Genomic DNA, 18310 nt, shown 5'->3' on the forward strand with positions numbered 1-18310 from the left:
GCAAGCGCAGAAAGCGCAGCGGCGAGTCTTCACGATCGCCGCATATCGCGCGCCTCGAAGGAGGGCGGCTCGCCTTGCGCCGTGTCTTCGGCGCCCAGCGTGCCCAGCAACTCAGGCACGCATTTCTTCATGATGTTGACGACCATTCGCACGCGCGCGGGCACGGGCCGCTGGGCGCGTGTCAGCACGTGCAGCTCCTGCGCGGGCACGCGGTACTGCGGCAGCAGTTCGACCAGTCGTCCACTGGCGAGTGCGTCTGCGCACGCGAACGACTCCACCACGCCAATCCCCAGGCCCTCGCCGATCATCCGGTACATGGCTTTCCAGTGATTGGTGGTAATGGCGCTACGAATGGCGACGCTTTCCTGGGTGCTCGAAGCATCCACGAGCGGCAACTGATCCGAGCCAAACATGCCCTTGAGGCGGATGAACGAATGCTTGATCAGATCCACGGGATCGGCAATCGGTTCGTGCCGCGCGAGATAGTCTGCTGAGGCCACGAGCACACGCGCCACCTGGCCCAGCCGGAACGCGAAGAACGCGCCTTCACCCACTTGCCCCTGACGAAACGAAATGTCGATACCCTCGGTCACGAGATCGACGATCTTGTCGCTCAGCGCGAGATCGATATTCAGCTGCGGATAGGCCTCGCGAACGAACCTCAACGCCTCCGGCAAGATCACTTCGCCAAAGCAATGCGGCGCGCCAATGCGGATCGCGCCCTTGAGGATGTGGCCGTCGCTCGAGACTTCCGCAATCGCCTGCTCGGCAGCCGCAAGAATCTTCTTGCTGCGTTCGTAGAAAATTTCGCCCTCGGGCGTGCACTTGAACGTACGCGCGTTGCGAAGTAGCAGACGGCATCCGAGGTACGTTTCCAGACGCTCGATTCGCTCGCTCGCGGCCGGCTGGCCGATATTCAGATCCCGCGCCGCGCTGGAGATGCTGCCTCGTTCGACGGCGCGGACATAAATACGCATCGCTTCCAGAAGATTCACGGTTGCGCTCCCGAAATCGCGGCGTTGTTCAGGCGTCCCGTCAATCCGTAAGGCGTGGTGCGACTATCGGGGCGTGCAATCGATGCGTGCGGGCAAAAATAAAGTGAGTGAACCATTCACAAAAAGTACAGAGGGGGAGTGCCTGAAATGTCGTGTCTTGCACGCTCAAGTCAGTTGATACGGGCGTATGGGTTTGACCGGCTCGGGCACCGGGCACCCGCACAGTTCGAGCACCGTGCGTTCGATATTGCGCGACATGGCGTCGAGCGCCAGCGCGTTCGGCGCGGTGCTGAACGGGTCGGCCACTTCGCTGGCGATGGCTTCGAGCGCGATCAGCGTATAGGAGATGAACACGCACAGCAGGGGCGTGAAGAACTCCGTGGAATCGACGAGCCCGAACGGCAGCAACACGCAATAGGCGTAGACGGTCCGGTGCAGCAGCACGTTGTAGGCAAACGGTATGGGCGTGGAGGCAATGCGCTCGCAGCCGCCGACGATCTGGCCCAGTTCGTTGATCTGCTCATCGAACATCCAGAGCTTCGTATCGGACGTATGGCAGCGCTGCTGCGGGCTGGCCAGCTCGTCGCGGATCTCGTTGAGAATCGCAATGGGCTTGTAGATCGGGTCGCGCAACCGTTCCGCCTGCTGGCTTCCGAGCAGGCGCACGAAGTCCGCCGTGGGGTCGGTGCCGCGCAGTTCATGCTTGAGCGCGTAGACGAACCCAATCAGTTGCTGCGCGATACGCAAGGTATCGGTGCGCTCCGGCGTATAGCAGAGCATCTGCGATGTGAGCGCGCGCGCGGCGTTCAGCAGGCTGCCCCACAAATGGCGCGCCTCGTTGAATCGCTCGTAGCTCGCGTTGTTGCGAAACGCGAGGAAGATCGCGAGCGCCACGCCGAATAGCGTGAAGGGGGCCGTGTTCAGCGGGATCTTCTCGCCGAATACGCGTCCGTGCGTAAAGACGGCGAGGCTGCTCACGACCGCCATGAAGATCAGTTGCGGGATGATCGACTGCAGCACCGAGCCGTTCCATATGAACAGCAGCCGGAACCAGTTCTCCCTTGGCCTCACGATCATGATGTGCTCTTTGCATGTATCGAATGGCGGCAGTGCCGCCCGGGCACTTCATTCAGTGTCCGTGATGGAGTGAAGAGGCGATGGGAATGACGCGCCCTGCGGCGCGCCACGGATCTTGCGGTATCAGTGGTAGCCCGCGTCTCCTTCCCGGACCTTGCCACGGAACACGCGGTACTGCATCGCGTTGTAGACGAGGATGATCGGCAGCACGATAACCGTGCCCACGAGCGCGAAGAGCTGGCTCGAATGGCTCGACGAGGCCTGCCAGATCGTCAGCGAAGGCGGGATGATGTACGGCCAGATGCTGATGATGAGCCCGGTGTAGCCGAGAAAGCAGATCGCGAGCGTCAGCAGGAAGGGCATGGCTTCGTGCTGGAGCCGCACCGAGCGGAAGATGCTCACGACGCACACGAGCACGAGAATGGGCACGGGCAGGAACCAGCCGAGATTGCCGCTCGCGAACCAGCGGGCTTCGACCGATGGCAAGCCCAGCACCGTCCACAGGCTCACTATGACAATGGCGCCCAGCAGGACGGCGGTGAGCGGGCGCATCAACTGGCGCATCTTGCGCTGCAGTTCGCCGTCGGTCTTGAGAATGAGCCAGCCGCAGCCGAGCGCCGCATAGGTGATCAGGACACCGAATCCGCAGAACACGCTGAACGGCGAGAACCAGTCGAACGGGTCGCCCGCGAACTTGTCGTCGACGATCTTGATGCCTTGCAGCAGCGAGCCCAGCACGATGCCCTGGCACATGGCCGCGAGCGCCGATCCGCCGATGAACGCGAGGTCCCAGGCGTGCTGCGTGCGGGTGGCCTTCGCGCGCAGCTCGAACGCGGCGCCGCGGAAGATCAGGCCCACGACCATGAGCATGAGCGGCATGTAGTTGGCCGGCAGCAGCGTCGAATAGACCACCGGAAACGCGCCATAGAGGCCCGCGCCACCGAGCACGAGAAAGGTCTCGTTGCCGTCCCAGACCGGCGCGACGGTGTTGAGCATGACTTCGCGCTCGCCTTTGCCTTCGAAGAACGGAAACAGCAGGCCAATGCCGAGATCGAAGCCGTCGAGCATCACGTAGATAAAGACGCCGAGTCCGATGATGGCGGCCCAGATAACAGGAAGGTCGATTTGCATGGCGTCACTCTCCTACCACGGCGTCCAGCGCACGGTTATGCAATCCAGGATACTTCAGCGATTCGCGGCTTTCGATGCCTTCCGCAGGGCCTTTGCTCATCATCTTCAACATGTAGTAGACGCCCGTGCCGAACACGAGGAAGTACACGATCACGAGGATCAGCAGCGAAACGCCGGCCTGCTGAGCGCCAATCGGCGACATCGAATCCGCGGTGCGCATGACGCCGTACACGGTCCACGGCTGGCGTCCGACCTCGGTCGTGATCCAGCCGGCCAGCAGCGCGAGAATGCCGGACGGACCCATGCAGAAAATGAACCACTGGTACCAGCGCGTTTCGTAGAGGCGCCCGCGCATGCGCAGAAGCAGTCCAAGCAGCGCGGCCAGCAGCATCAGCATGCCGAGGCCGGCCATGATGCGGAAGGTCCAGAACACGATGGGCGAATACGGGCGGTCCTGCGGCGGAAATTCCTTGAGGCCGCGAATCTCGCCGTCCCAGCTATGCGTGAGAATCAGGCTGCCCAGATGCGGAATCTGGATCGCGTAGCGCGTGACTTCCGCATTCATGTCGGGCAGGCCGACGAGATTCAACGCGGTGCCGCCATGCTCGGTCTCCCAGAGTCCTTCGATTGCCGCAATCTTGGCGGGCTGATGTTCACGCGTGTTCAGGCCGTGCGCATCGCCCACCACGATCTGCACCGGCGCGAGCACCAGCAGGATCCAGAGCGCCATCGAAAAGCTGCGCTTGACCGGCACGTCGCGCCGCCCGTGCAGCAGATGCCAGGCGCCGCACGCAGCAACGATGAAAGCCGCGACGATGAACGCGGCAATCGTCATGTGCGCGAGCCGGAACGGAAACGACGGGTTGAAGATCACCTTGAACCAGTCCACCGGCACGATGCGGCCGTTCTCGATGGCATAGCCCTGGGGTGTCTGCATGAAGCTGTTGGACGAGAGAATCCAGAACGTGGAGATCAGCGTGCCGATCGCCACCATCAGCGTCGCAAAGAAGTGCGCCTTGGGACTCACGCGGTTCCAGCCGAACAGCATGACGCCGAGAAAGCCGGCTTCGAGGAAGAAGGCCGTCAACACTTCATAGGTCAGCAGGGGCCCGGTGATATTGCCGGCAACCGTGGAAAAGCCGCTCCAGTTCGTGCCGAACTCGTAGGCCATCACGACGCCCGAGACCACGCCCATGCCGAAGCCCACGGCGAAGATCCTGGACCAGAAGCGGTACATGTCCTTGTAGGCCGCGTCGCCGGTCAGCAGCAGGCGCCATTCGAGCACGGCCAGAAAGCTCGCCATGCCAATGCTGATCGCCGGAAAGACGATATGAAACGAGACTGTGAACGCAAATTGCAGCCTGGCGAGATGAAATGCGTCGAAGATTTGCATGATGGGTCAAAGCTCCAGGTAACGACTGCATTTGCGTGCAGAAGATGATGTTCGGCCGGGTGAAGCATGGCCCGGCCGGACAGCCGGGAACGCGCTGTGTCTGCATATTGCCTGCATATTGCCCGTGTCGCGCCTGTGTAACGCCGATGTAATGTTTGTGTGGCGCCTCGTCAGGTGGCCGCGCGCACGACACGCACGGGCACCGACTTGTAAGAGGGCGTGCCGCTTTCCTTGTCGATGAAATCGAGCGGCACGAGCACGTTCGCTTCCGGGTAGTACGCCGCCACCGAGCCCTTCGCGATGCTGTACCGGATCGCCGTGATGTTCGGCAGGCGCAGCGTCCGTCCGGGCGTGAGCGTTTCGATATCGACCAGGTCGCCGTGCTCGATGCCGAGCGCGGCCATGTCCTCGTCGTTCATGAAGAGCACGTCGCGTCGCCCGAAGACGCCGCGATAACGGTCGTCCATCGCATAGATCGTGGTGTTGTACTGATCGTGGCTGCGGATCGTGATGAGCCGCAGCACGTTCTCCGCCCCGAACACGTCGGCGTCCTCCCTCACGCCGCCGTAGACGGAGAACATGGCCTTGCCCGATGGCGTGTGCCATTGGCGCTCGGTGGGGGGCAGCGGCAGGCGGAATCCGCCGGGCACGCGAATGCGCGCGTTGAAGTCTTCGAAGCCCGGCACGGTCTGCTCGATCAGGTCGCGGATCTTGTCATAGTCGGCAATGAGTTCCATCCACGGCATCTTCGTATTCGTGAGCGTGGCGCGCGCCATGCCGGCCACGATCGCGGGCTCGGAGCGCAGGTGCTCGGAGGCGGGCGTGAGCTTGCCGGCCGACGCGTGGACCATGGACATCGAGTCCTCCACCGTGATCGACTGCCTGCCGCCCGTTTGCATGTCGAGTTCCGTGCGGCCGAGGCAGGGGAAAATATAGGTCTCCTTCGAAACCAGCAGGTGCGTGCGATTGAGCTTGGTGCCGATATGCACGCCCAGTTCGAGCTTGGCCATGGCGGGGAAGGACTGCTCGGAGTCGGGTAACGCGACCGCGAAGTTGCCGCCGAGGCAGATTAACGCCTTGGACTTGCCGTCGATCATCGCCTGCATGGCCTGGACCGCGTCGTGCCCGTGTTCGGACGGCGGCGTGAAGCCGCACGCGTCTTCAATCAGCTTCAGAAAGTCCTTCGAGGGCTTTTCGGTGATGCCCACCGTGCGGTTGCCCTGCACGTTGGAGTGGCCGCGCAGCGGGCAAATACCGGCGCCGGGCTTGCCGAAGTTGCCGCGCATGAGCAGCAGGTCGGCAATCAGCCGCACGTTCGCGGTGCCCTTGTTGTGCTGGGTGATGCCCATGCCATAGGTGACGATCGTCGCGTTCGACTTCGCGTAGGCGAGCGCGACATGCTCGAGGTCCGGCCGCGTGAGGCCGCTGGCCTTTTCGATGTCGTCCCACGAAGTGGCTTCGAGGTCCGCGGCGAAGGCGTCGAATCCTTCCGTATGCGCGGCAATGAAATCCTTGTCGAGCACATTGCCTTCCTCGGCTTCCATCTGCAGCAGCGCCTTCATGATCCCCTTGAGCGCCGCTGCATCGCCGCCGGCGTCGACCTGGAAGTAGGTCGAGGCGATGCGGGTCGAGCTGAAGGTGGCCATCTCGAACATGCTCTGCGGGTCGGCGAAGCGTTCGAGCGCACGCTCGCGCAGCGGGTTGAAGACGATGATGGGCACGCCGCGCCGTGACGCTTCATGCAGCGTCCCCATCATGCGCGGATGGTTCGTGCCGGGGTTGTGGCCGATCGAGATGATGAGCTCGGCCGAGTCGAAGTCTTCCAGCGATACCGTACCCTTGCCGATGCCGATCGACTGCGGCAGGCCCACGCTGGTGGGCTCGTGGCACATGTTGGAGCAATCGGGGAAATTGTTGGTGCCGTATTCGCGGGCGAACAGTTGATACAGATACGCGGCTTCATTCGAGGCGCGCCCGGACGTATAGAACTCGACCTGGTCCGGCGTCAGCGAGCGCAGGATCTCGCCGATGCGCGCAAACGCGTCTTCCCAGTCGACGGCGCGGAACGTGTCGGTCGCCCGGTCGTAGACGAGCGGATGCGTGAGCCGGCCCATGTCTTCGAGCTCGTAGTCGGTCTTCTGCAGGAGCGACGTGACCGTATTGGCTGCGAAGAACTCGGGCGGCACGCGCTTGGTCGTGGCTTCCCAGGTCACGGCCTTGGCGCCGTTCTCGCAGAACTGGAACGTCGAGCGGTGCTCCTTGTCGGGCCACGCGCATCCGGGGCAATCGAAGCCGTCGGGCTGGTTCGTGCGCAGCAGGACAATGGGAGCCTCGACGCTCTGCATTTGTTGCTGGATGGCTTGAGCGGTCGCCCGAAGCGCTCCCCAGCCGCCGGCGGGGCCGTCGTAGGGGTGGATGCCTGGCACTTCGCGTTGCTTGGTCATAGGAAACTCCGTAACGGTTCGAGGTACGCCAATAGCAGGGCGCCGCTCTGCCTCTAATGAATTACTCGGCGCTCGCGCCGGACTCGCGCGTGCTGCGCTTCTTGCGCCCCTTTCCGGCTGCGGTGCTCGTCGCGGCCGCCGCGTCTTCGGCGTCCTTCGTGGCATCCTCGCCGTTGGGTGCCTTGGCGGATTTTGATTCGGCATCCGAATCGGATGCGGAGGCCGTCTTGTTGAACTTGACCTCGCCGCTCTCCTTGTCGTAGTCGATCTCCACGCTGTCGCCGGGCTTGAGCGCGTCGCCGAGAATTTCCTTCGCGAGACGCGTTTCCACTTCCTGGCGGATCTTGCGCTTCAGCTCGCGCGCGCCGAACTCGGGCTGGTAGCCGACCTCTACCATGTGATCGACAAGGGAATCGCCGATCTTCAGCGTGATGTCCTGAGCCGCAGCCGTGCGGACCACCCGGTCGAGCTGGATCTGCACGACCGCGCGAATATTGTCCTTCGAGAGCGCGTTGAAGATGATGATTTCGTCGATGCGATTGAGGAACTCGGGGCGGAAGTGGCCCTTGAGCACCTTCATCATTTCGTCACGAATTGCCTTGTCGGACTTGCGGTCCGCTTCGGGCTGCTCGAGGTTGTCCATGATGATCGGCGCGCCCAGATTGCTCGTGGCGATGATCACCGTGTTGCTGAAGTCCACCACGCGGCCCTTGCCGTCGGTGAGGCGGCCGTCGTCGAAGACCTGCAGCAGCACGTTGTAGACGTCCGGGTGCGCCTTCTCGATCTCGTCGAGCAGGATCACGCTATAAGGGCGACGGCGCACGCGCTCGGTGAGCTGGCCGCCTTCGTCGTAGCCGACATATCCGGGCGGCGCACCAATCAGGCGCGCGACTGCATGGCGCTCCATGTACTCGCTCATGTCGATGCGGATAATGGCTTGCTCGTCGCCGAACACGCTTTCCGCAAGCGCCTTTGCAAGCTCGGTCTTGCCCACGCCCGTGGGCCCGAGGAACAGGAACGTGGCAATCGGCCGGTGCTCCTGGCCGAGACCCGCGCGCGAGAGGCGCACGGCGTCGCTCACGGCGACCACGGCATCGTCCTGGCCCACCACGCGCTCACGCAGCTTGTCTTCCATCTTGAGGAGCTTCTGGCGCTCTTCCTGCGTAAGCTCGGCAACCGGAATGCCCGTGAGACGCGAAACCACCTCGGCCACCGAGGCCACCGTGACTTCGAGCGTTTCCGTGCCGGTTTTGCGCTGCCACGCTTCCATTTGCTCGTCGAGCTGCTTCTGCTTTTCGTTGATGCGCTCTTCGAACGCCTTCGCTTGGTCGTAGCGCTTGCGCGAGGACGCGTAATCCTGCTCGCGCTTGAGCTGGGCGACTTCCGCCTCGAGCTCCTGAATGTCCGCTGGCCGCGAGGTCGCGCCGATGCGCACGCGCGCCGCCGCCTGATCGATCAGATCGATGGCCTTGTCCGGCAGGAAGCGCGAGGTGATGTAGCGGTCCGCAAGCTCGGCTGCGGCCACGAACGCATCGTCGGAGAAGGTGACCTGGTGGTGCGCCTCGAGCTTGTCGCGCAGGCCGCGCAGGATCACGATCGTCTGCTCCACGCTCGGCTCGGGCACGAGCACGGGCTGGAAGCGCCGCTCGAGCGCCGCATCCTTTTCGATGTACTTCTGGTATTCGTTGAGCGTGGTCGCGCCAATCAGGCTCAGCTCGCCGCGCGCGAGCGCCGGCTTGAGCACGTTCGCGATATCGAGGCCGCCTTCGCCGCCGCCTTGCCCCGCGCCCACGATCGTATGCAGCTCGTCGATGAAGAGGATCAACTCGTCCTGCTTGGCCGTGACCTCGTCGATCAACTGCTTCGCGCGCTCCTCGAACTCGCCGCGATACTTCGCGCCCGCGACCATCGAGTTGATGTTGACTTCGACGAGCCGTTTGCCGCGAAGGACCTCAGGCACGTCGCCGTTCACGATGCGCTGCGCGAGCCCTTCGACGATGGCGGTCTTACCCACACCCGGCTCGCCAATCAGCACCGGATTGTTCTTCTTGCGGCGCGCGAGCACCTCGATGGTGCTTTCGATCTCCTGGGCGCGGCCCAGCACCGGATCGAGCTTGCCCTGGCGCGCCATGGCCGTGAGGTCGCGGCCGAACTTGTCGAGGTTCGGCGTGCCGGTCGAGGTTTCGACACGGCCGTCCTCGGCGCCCTTGCCAACGACCTTGACCACCTTCTGCCGCAACGCCTCGGGCGTCACGCCATACTTCTTGAGCAGGGTGCCCGCGAGACTCTCGGGCACCGAAGCGAGCCCAATCAACAGATGTTCGGGACCGACATAGGAATGCCCGAGCTCGCGCGAGGCCTGGAACGCGTATTGGAACGCTTTCTTCAGGCGCGGCGAGACGGTCATCTGCACCTCTTCGTCATCGTCGCTCGCGGTGCCGTGCTTCGCGTGCTCGTCGATATAGCTCTTGATGTCCTGCGGCGAGAGCTTGAGCTCCTTGAGCAGGGTCGCGCAAACGTCCGTGTCGGCGAGCACGTAGAGCACATGCTCGGTATCGAGCTCGGTGCGGTGCAGCTCGTGCGCCTTCTCCGCCGCGCGCTGGAGCAGCTCCATGGTCTGCTCGCTGAACGCGTCGGTCACGTCGACCGACTCGCGGGGCACGCTCGCGGACAGACCCGCCTCGTCGCCGAGTCCGCCCAGCAAGTGCGAGAGACCGCCTCCGCCGCCCAGCAGCGAATCGAACGGATTGAGCATGCTTTGATGGCGCATCAGCTGCCGATAGTGGTAGTCGCAAATCGACAGCGACTTGCGCTCGCCGTCTTCCGTCACGACAACGCGTGCAACGGCGGGACGGGCATGGCAGATATCGCAGAGTGTGGGCATGATCGTGTCACCTCTAACCGTGGAGAGTTTCGTCCTGCAATGAGTGGCGTCAGCCTGCCGCCTTCGACGCGTCCCTCGGCGCAGTGGCCGAAAGCGCGACCGGCACCGACGCCTCGCTGGTCAACATCAGAAGCGTGAACGTTTCGCGCAGATACAACCGTGCGGTGGTCTTGCACCGGCCCCCGCAACGCTCGGTCTTTCGTAGATTAGGTCTCTCGTGTGCAGCCGCAAAGGTCGGCTACAAAGGAATTGAAACGGACTGTGGCGGTGGGTGGTATGCATCTGGGTCGGTCTGAAACGGGCCCATGCGAACCGCAAAAAGGGACAATTGGACAGGTAAATTCTATGAGTGGATCAGGCCAAAGTGAACGTCTGTCGATCCGATACTAGATATCGGGCCGATACGGGCATCGATTAATCCGATATTCAATATTGGGCATTGGAATTGCGCAGCGCGATTCGCGTTTCGCTTATCGTGTATCGCATCAAGACGTACGTTCCAGGGAGGTGCAGCGTGAGCACAGAAAATCGAGTCGACAGTATCCAGCGCGCGCAAAACTTCGACGATCTGCATGACGCGATGCAGGGATTTCTCGAAGAGGCCGAAGGCCGCTATCCCGCTCTCGCGCAGGCCGGAACGCTGAAGGCGTGCATTGGCGGCAGCGCGTTCGCACAAGCCGTGAGCGAGCTGAAGCAGTATCAATCGCTCACGGGCGAGACTTACCCCGACGTCCATCGCGTGGTTGAAGCAGCCGCGGCGAAGCATGCACAGTTGAGCGGCACGAGCGCCTAGATTCAGCAGCCTGCTTCCGCATCTGGCAGCGCGGTGCCGATACACCGCGCTTGCTCGCTTTCGCTTTGCCTTGTTCATCACGCTTGCTCCGTAGACGCTGCGAGTGCCTTCGCCGTTGGGGCGGATGGCGCGTCGCTATGCAGTTCGTAGAGGCAAGAATAAAAGTTGCGAGCCCGCTTCATGACGCACAGAATGGCCGGACTTTTTAGAGTACAGTTCGGCGCGCAGCAGTACACTTGAATGGCTGTGCTGTTTGCTGAAAAAGTAAAAAGGGAAGCAGGGGGAGTAAAGCGGTGAAACTCTATGAGAAGCTCGCGGAGGACATTGAATCGCTGATCCGCAAAGGCGTCTATCGGCCCGGCGACCGTGTTCCATCAGTTCGGCAGGCGAGTCAGCAGCACCGCCTCAGCATCACCACCGTGATACGCGCGTATTTGCTGCTGGAAAGCCGTGGCGTGCTGGAGAGCCGTCCACAATCGGGCTTTTTCGTGAGCTTGCGAATGGCCGAAGGCAACCGGCCCGCAGGCGAATTGCGCCCGACGCAGCCCATTGCCGTATCGGCCAGCGTCGACGTGAGCCGCCTCGTGCTGTCGACGCTGCGCTCGATTGGCGCCGACGACGCCGTGCCGCTCGGCTCGCCTTATCCCGACCCCACGCTGTTTCCGTTCGAGAAGCTCAATCGCTATGCGTCGGCCGTCGGGCGCAACAAGGCGCTCTGGGGCATTACCAACGCGCTGCCGCCGGGCTGCCCGGACCTCGTGCGCCAGATCGCGCGGCGCTACCTCGAAAACGGCATGGCCGTGGACCCGAACGAGATCATCGTGACCGTGGGCGCGACGGAGGCCATCAACCTGTGCCTGCAGGCGATCGCCAAACCCGGGGACGTGATCGCCGTCGAGTCGCCGACGTTCTACGCCATGCTGCATGCTATCGAGCGCTCGGGCATGAAAGCCATCGAGGTGGCGACCCATCCCGAGCACGGTATCGAAATCGACGCGCTCGCGAAGATCATCGAATCGCAGCCCATTGCGGCCTGCATGGTGATGCCGAATTTCCAGAATCCGCTGGGCTTTCAAATGCCCGACGCGCGCAAGCGCGAACTCGTCGAACTGCTAGGCAACGCGCAGATTCCCGTCATCGAAAATGGCGTCTATAACGAACTGTATTTCGGCGCCTCGCACCCGACCACCTTGAAATCGTATGACAAGAAGGGCATCGTGTTGCATTGCGGCTCGTTTTCGAAAAGCCTTACCGCCGCGTATCGCATTGGCTGGGCCTTGCCTGGCCGCTATCGCGACGAGGTCGAGAAGCTGAAGTTTCTGAACACGCTGACAACCTCGGTGATTCCCCAGCTGGCCATCGCGGAGTTTCTCGAGCGCGACGGCTACGAGCATCATCTGCGCCGCGTGCGCAAGAACTATGCGCAGCAGGCCAATATGATGAAGGCGATGGTCGAGCGGTTTTTCCCGGCCGGCACGCGCATGTCGAACCCGGCGGGCGGCTACGTGCTGTGGGTGGAGCTGCCGCCGAAGGTCGACTCGATGAAGCTCTACCAGATGGCGCTCGAGCGCGGCATTACGATCGGCCCCGGCTACATGTTTTCGATCTCCGACAGCTACCGCAATTTCATCCGCCTCAATTACAGCAGCCCATGGTCGAGCGCGATCGAGCAGGCCATCATTACCGTGGGGAAACTGGTTGCGCACTGCGCGCGTTGAGGAGCCGGATCGACGGCACTGGACGTACAAACGTGCGTTCGAAGGTGTAGTGTTCAAATACGTTCAAGCCCAAACGGCATTCCGGAATGCATGAATGCCGATACATTGCATCGGGGCTTTTGTATCGACTTGAAAGGAGTGGTGCAATGTCGAAGGATTCCAGTGCTGCATCCGAACGCGATTTCACCCAGGGCGTGCCGCTCGATGACATCGCCGACGATGGCATCTTGACCGGCCAGGTGGGAGACGAATCCGTGCTGCTCGTGCGCAAGGGCGGCGAATTGTTTGCCGTCGCCGCGACCTGCACGCACTACGGCGGCCCGCTGGCCGAGGGGCTCGTGGTGGGCGATACGATCCGCTGCCCGTGGCACCACGCGGCGTTCTGCCTGCGCGACGGCCAGGTGGCGCATGCGCCCGCGCTGGACGGCCTCAAATGCTGGCGCGTGGAGCAGTCCGGCGGGCGCGCGTTCGTGCGCGAAGCGTTGCCAGCGGAGGCGCCGCCGAAGCTGAGCACTGCGAAGGTCCCGGTGTCGGTCATGATCATCGGAGGCGGCGCGGCCGGCAACGCTGCCGCCATGACGCTGCGTAGCGAGGGCTACGAAGGCCCCATCACCGTCTGGAGCGCCGATGCTTCGCCGCCTTACGACAGGCCGAACCTCTCGAAGGACTATCTCGCGGGAACGGCCGATCCTGCATGGCTGCCGTTGCGCTCGCCCGAGTTCTACGCAGAGCAGCGTATTGCTGTGCGCTGCGACCAGCGCGTGGTCCAGATCGATCCGGCAAGCAAGACCCTAGCGCTTGCCAACGGAGCGCATGAGCACTACGGCGCCTTGCTCCTGGCGACCGGCGCAACGCCCATCCGGCTCGCGATTCCCGGCGCGCAGTTGCACCATGTGATGGTGCTGCGCTCGCTGGCCGACTGCAACGCGCTGATTGCGCGTCTCGCCACAACGCGTCGCTGCGTCGTGGTGGGCGCGGGTTTCATCGGACTCGAAGCCGCAGCGGCGTTGAGAACACGCGGTGTCGAAGTGCACGTGGTCATGCGCGGCACGCACCCCATGGAAAAGGTGCTGGGCGCGGCACTCGGCGACATGCTGAAAAAGCTGCACGAGTCGCACGGCGTGGTGTTTCACGTTGATGCGGATGTCAACGAGATCACGGCAACTAGCGTGAAGCTCTCGACCGGCGACGAGCTGCCCGCCGAGCTCGTGGTGGCGGGGATCGGCGTCACGCCCGAAATCGCGCTGGCCCAGCAAGCAGGGCTCGCTATCGATCGCGGCGTGGCCGTGAACGAGTATCTTCAGACCAGCGCAGCAGGTGTCTACGCCGCGGGCGATATCGCGCGCTGGCCCGACCCGCATACGGGCCAGCGCATCCGCGTCGAGCACTGGGTCGTGGCCGAGCGCCAGGGCGTGGTCGCGGCGCGCAACATGCTGGGAAAGCAACAGCGCTTCGAGGCGGTGCCGTTCTTCTGGACGCAGCACTACGACCTCGCCATCAACTATGTCGGCCACGCCGAGGGCTGGGACCGTGTCGATATCGATGGCGATCCTGTCGCGCACGTGTGCGCCGCCACGTATTGGCGCGGCAACCAGCGCCTCGCGGTCGCAACGGTGGGCCGCGATCTGGAAAGTCTTCGCGCAGAAGCGGCGTTCGAAGCGCAGACACCGGTTCAATGACGTCAAATGTGAGGAGCGATGTGATGGCCCAACAACTCATCGTCGCTGTGTTCAACAGCGTGAGCGACGCGGAAGATGCCGCCCAGGCGATCCGCAAGCTCGAAGCCGCGGAGCCGAGCTTCAAGGTTGAGAGCGGCGTCATGGCGGAAAAGGACAGCGCCGGCAAGGTCAGCTTGCTTGGCACGAAGACGCATCCGTTCTGGGGCGTGGTGATCGGCGCCGTCACGGGGAGCCTGATCGGGCTGCTGGGCGGGCCGACGGGTGCGATGCTCGGCTTTACGATAGGCGCGAGCACCGGGCTCGCGGGCGTCGCGCTCGCAGACATACTCGATCACGAGTTCGTGCATGCGATCGGCAACGCGTTTGCGCCTGGCACGGTCGCGATCTTTCTGGAGGCGAGCGAAGCGTCAACGGCGCAAGTGGACACGCTCGTGACGTCGTATCACGGAACGGTCCACCGCAAGCCGATGGCGCAATGACAGTCGGGCAGGCCGCCTCGAGGGAGGCGGCTTACGTGCAGGGGGCATAGCCGCCTATTTATGCATCATCGCCCTGACGATAAAGTGAAATGGCAGCGTAAGGAGAACGGTCGCGCCAAAGCCGACGCACCAGAGAATAAACACCCACTTCAGGTCGTGCAGAAAACCGTGGCGCCGGTCGGTTGGTTCACGTTTCATCGTCTGCTCCTCGCCGGAAATTTCATCGCTTACTCCTAAAACGCGCAGCTGCGGTACGGTTGATGGGGCGGGGCGGTGCGCAGATTATGGCACCGGCACCCGCAAGCAATCAACACGATCGCCACAGGCACCCGTATCAATCTTTCGCTCATCAATGGGGACTCCAAAATGAAAGCCGAATCTCAACCCAACCCTCGCATCAAGGAGCGCGAGCAATCGGGGCCGCACCTGACCGCGCACGAGCACGTCGGCCTGAATGGAAGAATCGCGCTGACCATCACCGATGCCGTAGGGACGATGTGGTGCGCCTACATCTTCGCGATCATTGCGCTCATCAGTCTGCCCTCGTCCATTGCGGGCGGCGTGTCGACGCTCGTCGCCTGGGTTGCGCAGACGTTTTTGCAACTGGTGCTGCTGTCGGTCATCATGGTGGGCCAGAAGGTTGCGGCTGCGGCGTCGGACAAGCAGGCGCTGCAAACCTATAAGGATGCGGAGGCGCTCCTGAAAATTCAGGACGAAGTGCGCAGGCTCATCGAAGTCAACAACACGCTGACCGAAGCGATTCATCGCGCCGTCATGGAGAAGGACGGTTCGGCCGCCGCGCAAAAGCAGATTGCCGGCGAAGCAAGGCCGCCGGCGTGAGCGAGGCGGGCGCCGCGAGCCCATGCGGCTCGCGCGCGCCCCCGTTACGTTAGCTGATACGATGCGCGCCCCGTTCCGGCCAGATTGCCGCCATCGACGATCAAATACTCTTCGCGAATGGGCGTCCCGCCAAAAAAGCTCTGCAGAATCTCGAGCGTGCCCGCCGCATAGCGCGCCTGTGCCGAAAGCGTCGTGCCCGAGATATGCGGTGTCATGCCATTGAAGGGCATGGTTCGCCACGGATGATCGGCGGGCGCGGGCTGCGGAAACCAGACATCGCCCGCGTAGCCCGCGATCTGGCCGGACTGCAATGCGCGCACGACCGCGTCGCGTTCCACCAGCTGGCCGCGCGCCGTATTGATGAGATACGCGCCGCGTTTCATCCTCGCGAACATGGCGTCATTGAAGAAGTGTTCGGTGGAAGGATAGAGCGGCAGTTGCAGGTTCACGATATCCACGGCGCGCACCAGCGAAGCCGCATCCGGATGCCAGGTGAGCGCCAGTTCGCGTTCGATTTCCGGCGCGAGGCGGTGGCGCTGGGTGTAGTGCAGCGCGAGACCGAAGGGCTTGAGCCTGCGCAGCACCGCGAGACCGATTCTGCCCGCGCCGATGGTGCCGAAATGCATGCCCTCGATGTCATAGCTGCGCTCGACGCATTCGGCGATGTTCCATCCGCCGGCGGCCGAAAAAGCATGCGAGGGCACGTAATTGCGCACCTGCGTGAGGATGACCATGACCACATGCTCGGCCACGCTGATGCTGTTCGAGCCGGTCACCTCGGCTACGGTAATGCCAGCCTGCGCCGCGGCCTTGAGGTCGACATGATCGGATCCCACGCCCGCAGTCAGCGCGAGCTTGAGTTTTTTGGCTTTGGCGATGCGCTCCGCGCTGAGGTAGGCAGGCCAGAACGGCTGCGAAATGACCACGTCGGCCTCGGGCAAATATCGCTCGAACGCGGAATTCGGCCCGTCCTTATCGCTGGTCACGATCAATTCGTGGCCGTGCTGCGCCAGATACGGGCGCAGCCCCAGCTCGCCGGAGACGCAGCCCACCAGTTCGCCCGGCTTGAAGCCGAGCGCTCCACTGGGGTGGGGCGCCTTCTGGCCGTTGTCGTAGACGGCGATTTCTGGAATCGCGTCGCGCACATAGCGGGGCGGGTAGCCGGTTTGAGGATCGGGATAGAGCACACACAGAACTTTGGCCATCGCTGCGCTCCGCGCTTCACCACGACAACGGTTGCGTAAACACCTTGCCGCCGTATCCGAGCACGACGTTTTCGATTTCGTATTCGGGAGGCTCTTTGGCTTCGATAATGAGCGCGACGCTGCCGGGCTTGAGCTCCTCTGAAATCGATTTCGTGAGCTTGCTGTCGAAAACGTGCTCCGCAATCCCCGCGCCGGCCCCGATCGTCACGCCCGCCAGCGCGCCGAGCGGGCCACCAATCAATCCAATGAGGCCGCCCGTCACCGCGCCGATCACCGTTCCCCAATACGACTCGGTGTACTGGCTGAGCACCGTGAGTTTGCCGTCCGCGCTCTTTTGGACCATCGCGCCGCTTTCGATCTTGAAGCCGTCGCCGTCCTTTTCGAAATTCTTGAAATCGCGGGCGGCCCGTTGCGCCACATCCAGATTGTCGAAGGTCGCAACCACCAGCTTTTGAGTCATCTTCGCACTCCTGTCTCGTTGCGCTGCATCTACTAAAGATAGGCAATCGGCGCGCACGTGCCACGCAGGTTTTGCCGATATTAACGATCGGGTGCCGGCGAGCCGTGCGTGGGCGGCTGGCTATCGAGCACTTCGGCTACATAGGCCTTGAGGGTTTCGACGATCTTGCGCACGCGCACCGGCACCGGGCGTTGCGGACGAATCAGCAGGTTCAGCGCAAGCGCCGGCACTTCGTACTGCGGCAGCAACTGCACGAGCTGGCCGCGCTCGATGGCGTCTTTCGCGGCAGGCGCTTCGAGCACGCCAATGCCCACGCCGGCCAGCACCATTTCATACATGGGCCGCCAATGGTTGGTCTTGATGGCCGTGCGGATCGCCATGCTGTCCACGATATCCGTGCCTTTCGTGAGCGGCAGCTGGTCCGCGTCGAAGGCGCCCTTGACGCGGATGAAACTGTGCTTCGCGAGATCGGCCGGTTCCGTGATCGCTGCGTGCCGAGACAGATAATCGGGCGACGCCACCAGCAACCGTCCGACCTGGCCTTGCGGGTAGGCGATGAACGCGCCGTCGCCAAGCTGGCCGAGCCGAAACGAAATGTCCACGCCCTCGGTCACGAGATCGGCGAGCCGGTCGTTGAGGACGAGCTCGATGTCGAGCCGGGGCCAGGTTTCGCGAATCCGCTTGAGGCCTTCGGGCAGCACAGTTTCGCCAAAGCAATGCGGCGCCGCGATCCGGATCGTGCCTTTGACGACCTGATCTTCGTTCGAGACTTCCGCGACGGCCTGCTCGACGGCGCCGAGCACCGATTTGCTGCGCTCATGGAAGATGATCCCCTCCGGCGTGCATTTGAATGCGCGCGCATTGCGCAGCAGCAGCTGGCAGCCGAGATACTTCTCCAGCCGCTCGATGCGCTCGCTCACGGCGGGCTGGCCGATGTCGAGGTCGCGTGCGGCACCGGAAATGCTGCCGCGCTCCACGACTCGCACGTAAATGCGCATGGCTTCCAGCAGATTCACGTGCCGCTCCCTGGCGTGGCCGGCCGTTTCGGCGGCATGCGCGGGGGGATGCGTGGCGGGGTGTGCTTCAGTGAGGTTCGTGGACATATCAGCCCTTCCATTCATCAAGCTCCAGATTCATGTCGTCGCGTGCTTCGAGGCGACGGTGCGATGGTGAAAGGTTACGGGGGCAGACTCATGAGTGAAATGCACAAAT

General features: G+C 63.0%; 15 protein-coding genes. 5 read left to right on the top strand and 10 right to left on the bottom strand.

The features are described 5' to 3' along the window. Positions 1 to 29: 29 nt before the first annotated feature. From E1956_RS27995 to E1956_RS28020, 6 genes are all read right to left on the bottom strand, one after another. Positions 30 to 995 (bottom strand): LysR family transcriptional regulator, encoded by a 966-nt coding sequence (locus tag E1956_RS27995; protein WP_134755362.1) that lies wholly within the window; start codon positions 993 to 995, stop codon positions 30 to 32. Between the two features lie 165 nt (positions 996 to 1160). Further along, positions 1161 to 2072, bottom strand: coding sequence for a bestrophin family protein (locus E1956_RS28000; RefSeq protein ID WP_134755364.1), 912 nt, complete (start codon positions 2070 to 2072; stop codon positions 1161 to 1163). Between the two features lie 123 nt (positions 2073 to 2195). Beyond that, positions 2196 to 3203 (bottom strand): cytochrome d ubiquinol oxidase subunit II, encoded by a 1008-nt coding sequence (cydB, locus tag E1956_RS28005; RefSeq protein ID WP_134755366.1) that lies wholly within the window; start codon positions 3201 to 3203, stop codon positions 2196 to 2198. A gap of 4 nt (positions 3204 to 3207) precedes the next feature. After that, positions 3208 to 4596 (bottom strand): cytochrome ubiquinol oxidase subunit I, encoded by a 1389-nt coding sequence (locus tag E1956_RS28010; RefSeq protein WP_134755368.1) that lies wholly within the window; start codon positions 4594 to 4596, stop codon positions 3208 to 3210. A 170-nt stretch (positions 4597 to 4766) separates the two neighbouring features. After that, positions 4767 to 7040 carry an FdhF/YdeP family oxidoreductase gene (locus E1956_RS28015; RefSeq protein WP_134755370.1) on the bottom strand — a complete coding sequence of 758 codons (2274 nt, stop codon included), beginning with the start codon at positions 7038 to 7040 and terminating at the stop codon, positions 4767 to 4769. Positions 7041 to 7101: 61 nt separating this feature from the next. Continuing rightward, positions 7102 to 9924: an ATP-dependent Clp protease ATP-binding subunit gene (locus tag E1956_RS28020; protein WP_134755372.1), complete on the bottom strand. Its 2823-nt coding sequence runs from the start codon at positions 9922 to 9924 to the stop codon at positions 7102 to 7104. A 514-nt stretch (positions 9925 to 10438) separates the two neighbouring features. On the opposite strand from E1956_RS28020, the gene E1956_RS28025 reads away from it, so the two are divergent. From E1956_RS28025 to E1956_RS28040, 4 genes are all read left to right on the top strand, one after another. Next, positions 10439 to 10717: a hypothetical protein gene (locus E1956_RS28025; protein ID WP_134755374.1), complete on the top strand. Its 279-nt coding sequence runs from the start codon at positions 10439 to 10441 to the stop codon at positions 10715 to 10717. Positions 10718 to 11010: 293 nt separating this feature from the next. Continuing rightward, complete coding sequence (locus E1956_RS28030; protein ID WP_134755376.1) at positions 11011 to 12435, top strand: aminotransferase-like domain-containing protein; 1425 nt, start codon at positions 11011 to 11013, stop codon at positions 12433 to 12435. 146 nt (positions 12436 to 12581) lie between these two features. After that, positions 12582 to 14114 (top strand): FAD-dependent oxidoreductase, encoded by a 1533-nt coding sequence (locus tag E1956_RS28035; protein WP_134755378.1) that lies wholly within the window; start codon positions 12582 to 12584, stop codon positions 14112 to 14114. Between the two features lie 23 nt (positions 14115 to 14137). Further along, positions 14138 to 14593, top strand: a complete 456-nt coding sequence (locus E1956_RS28040; protein ID WP_167760142.1) for a DUF1269 domain-containing protein — start codon at positions 14138 to 14140, stop codon at positions 14591 to 14593. Between the two features lie 54 nt (positions 14594 to 14647). On the opposite strand, the gene E1956_RS46325 is transcribed toward E1956_RS28040, so the two are convergent. Next, the gene (locus E1956_RS46325; protein WP_167760143.1) at positions 14648 to 14791 is read right to left on the bottom strand and encodes a hypothetical protein; all 144 of its coding nucleotides are present in this window, start codon (positions 14789 to 14791) and stop codon (positions 14648 to 14650) included. A gap of 168 nt (positions 14792 to 14959) precedes the next feature. Between E1956_RS46325 and E1956_RS28045 the strand changes: the two genes are divergently transcribed. Continuing rightward, complete coding sequence (locus E1956_RS28045; protein ID WP_134755382.1) at positions 14960 to 15433, top strand: hypothetical protein; 474 nt, start codon at positions 14960 to 14962, stop codon at positions 15431 to 15433. 44 nt (positions 15434 to 15477) lie between these two features. On the opposite strand, the gene E1956_RS28050 is transcribed toward E1956_RS28045, so the two are convergent. The 3 genes from E1956_RS28050 to E1956_RS28060 all read right to left on the bottom strand — a co-directional run bounded on the left by E1956_RS28050 (position 15478) and on the right by E1956_RS28060 (position 18114). Continuing rightward, positions 15478 to 16638, bottom strand: coding sequence for an NAD-dependent formate dehydrogenase (locus E1956_RS28050; protein ID WP_134755384.1), 1161 nt, complete (start codon positions 16636 to 16638; stop codon positions 15478 to 15480). 16 nt (positions 16639 to 16654) lie between these two features. After that, a complete protein-coding gene (locus E1956_RS28055; RefSeq protein WP_134755386.1) occupies positions 16655 to 17098 on the bottom strand; it encodes a DUF1269 domain-containing protein in 444 nt (147 codons plus the stop codon). An 80-nt stretch (positions 17099 to 17178) separates the two neighbouring features. Further along, positions 17179 to 18114: a LysR family transcriptional regulator gene (locus E1956_RS28060; protein ID WP_134757854.1), complete on the bottom strand. Its 936-nt coding sequence runs from the start codon at positions 18112 to 18114 to the stop codon at positions 17179 to 17181. Positions 18115 to 18310: the final 196 nt, after the last annotated feature.

It is taken from the genome of Paraburkholderia pallida, assembly GCF_004524855.1.
GTDB lineage: Bacteria > Pseudomonadota > Gammaproteobacteria > Burkholderiales > Burkholderiaceae > Paraburkholderia > Paraburkholderia oxyphila.

Coding starts and splice junctions, on each gene's coding strand:
- E1956_RS28055 (WP_134755386.1), bottom strand. CDS start 17,098: ATGACTCAAAAGCTGGTGGTTGCGACCTTCGACAATCTGGATGTGGCG.
- E1956_RS28045 (WP_134755382.1), top strand. CDS start 14,960: ATGAAAGCCGAATCTCAACCCAACCCTCGCATCAAGGAGCGCGAGCAA.
- E1956_RS28000 (WP_134755364.1), bottom strand. CDS start 2,072: ATGATCGTGAGGCCAAGGGAGAACTGGTTCCGGCTGCTGTTCATATGG.
- E1956_RS28040 (WP_167760142.1), top strand. CDS start 14,138: ATGGCCCAACAACTCATCGTCGCTGTGTTCAACAGCGTGAGCGACGCG.
- E1956_RS28050 (WP_134755384.1), bottom strand. CDS start 16,638: ATGGCCAAAGTTCTGTGTGTGCTCTATCCCGATCCTCAAACCGGCTAC.
- E1956_RS28010 (WP_134755368.1), bottom strand. CDS start 4,596: ATGCAAATCTTCGACGCATTTCATCTCGCCAGGCTGCAATTTGCGTTC.
- E1956_RS28020 (WP_134755372.1), bottom strand. CDS start 9,924: ATGCCCACACTCTGCGATATCTGCCATGCCCGTCCCGCCGTTGCACGC.
- cydB (WP_134755366.1), bottom strand. CDS start 3,203: ATGCAAATCGACCTTCCTGTTATCTGGGCCGCCATCATCGGACTCGGC.
- E1956_RS28015 (WP_134755370.1), bottom strand. CDS start 7,040: ATGACCAAGCAACGCGAAGTGCCAGGCATCCACCCCTACGACGGCCCC.
- E1956_RS46325 (WP_167760143.1), bottom strand. CDS start 14,791: ATGAAACGTGAACCAACCGACCGGCGCCACGGTTTTCTGCACGACCTG.
- E1956_RS28035 (WP_134755378.1), top strand. CDS start 12,582: ATGTCGAAGGATTCCAGTGCTGCATCCGAACGCGATTTCACCCAGGGC.